General features: G+C 73.5%; 2 protein-coding genes and 1 pseudogene. All 3 read left to right on the forward strand.

Annotation, left to right across the window (positions count from 1 at the left end):
- Positions 1-254: hypothetical protein (locus tag ACWF94_RS30350; protein ID WP_453495557.1), on the forward strand; the 254-nt coding region annotated here is incomplete at its 5' end.
- On the forward strand, positions 251-1,207 hold the full coding sequence (locus tag ACWF94_RS30355; RefSeq protein WP_453495560.1) for a sugar kinase: 957 nt from the start codon (positions 251-253) through the stop codon (positions 1,205-1,207). The genes ACWF94_RS30350 and ACWF94_RS30355, both read left to right, overlap by 4 nt.
- Positions 1,208-1,275: 68 nt before the next feature.
- A pseudogene (locus ACWF94_RS30360) lies at positions 1,276-1,553 on the forward strand (2-dehydro-3-deoxyphosphogluconate aldolase); the annotation flags it as partial.

Consider the following 1,553-nt stretch of genomic DNA (forward strand, 5'->3'; position numbering starts at 1 on the left):
TCTGGGACCTGCACCACACCGGCAGCCCCGACGCGGCCCGCGCCCTGCACACCAGGCTGCTGCCGTACATCTCCACCTGGATGCAGCATGTCGAACTGATCGTCGCGGCGGAGAAACTGATCTCCGTACGCCGGGGCTGGCAGGCTTCTGACCACTGCCGCGCGCCCGGCTGGACCCTGGACCGGGCCGAGCGCGCGCTCGTCGACCGCTTTCTCGACGACTTCGCCGATCTGCTGCCGGAGGCCGCCGCGTGAACCCGCCCGACATCATCACCTTCGGCGAGGCCATGGCACTGCTGCTGGCCGAGCCGGGCAGGCCCCTGGAGCACGCCGAGTCCTTCCGCAGATCCGTGGCCGGTGCCGAGTCCAACACCGCCGTCGGACTCGCCCGGCTCGGCCACCGCGCCGGCTGGTTCGGCCGGGTCGGCGACGACGCGTTCGGCCGCGCCGTGCTGCGCACACTGCGGGGCGAGGACATCGACATCTCCCGCGCCGTCACGGACGCCACCGCCCCCACCGGGACCATCGTGCGCGACTGCCACGGCGAGCGCCCGATCGAGGTCCTGTACCACCGCGCCGGGTCGGCGGGCAGTCGGCTGCACCCCGACGACATCGATTCCGCCTATGTCGCCTCCTGCCGGATCCTGCACCTCACGGGGATCACCGCGGCCCTGTCCGGCTCCGCGCTCGACGCCTGTGTCGCCGCCGCCGACGCGGCACGGGCCGCCGGGGTCACGGTCTCCTTCGACCCGAACATCAGACGGCGGCTGCTCCCCGCCGAGTCCTGGCCCCACCTGCTCGCCCCGCTGATCGAGCGGGCCGACCTCCTGCTCACCGGTGCCGACGAGGCCCGGCTGCTCACCGGCGCCCGTGACCAGGACAGCGCGGCGGAACAACTCCTCGCGCGCGGCCCCGCGCTCGTCGTCGTCAAGGACGGCGCCCGAGGGGCCCGCGCCACCGACGGCACCGACCGCTGGGAGGTCCCCGCCCGCCCGGTCACCGCCCATGACCCGGTGGGCGCGGGCGACGCCTTCAACGCGGGCTTCCTCTCCGCCCGGCTGCGCGGGCTCCCCGTACCGGACGCCCTCGCCGAGGCCGCCGTCGTCGGTGCGTACGCCGTCCAGGTCCCCGGCGACCTCGACGGTCTGCCCACCGCCCGGCAGCGCGACACCGCCCTCGGGGACGGACCCGAAACCGTCCTTCGCTGATCCAGAACCGGATCCAGAACCGGATCCAGAACCCGGATCCTGAACGGATCCAGAACCGGAGACACACCATGTACCGCTGGGAACACCTCGAACTGATCACTCGCCAGAAAGTGATCGGCATCGTCCGCGCCGAGTCGGCCGACGACGCCGTCGAACGGGCCAGGGGCTGTCTGCGCGCCGGACTGCGCGTCGTGGAGATCTCCCTGACCACACCGGGCGCGCTCGACGCCATCCGCGTCATCGCCGCCGAGCACCGGGACGCGCTCATCGGCGCGGGCACGGTCCTGGACGCCGAGTCCGCCCGGGCCGCGACCCTGGCCGGTGCCCGCCTCCTGATCTCGCCCTC

The sequence above is a fragment of the Streptomyces sp. NPDC055078 genome (assembly GCF_053607985.1).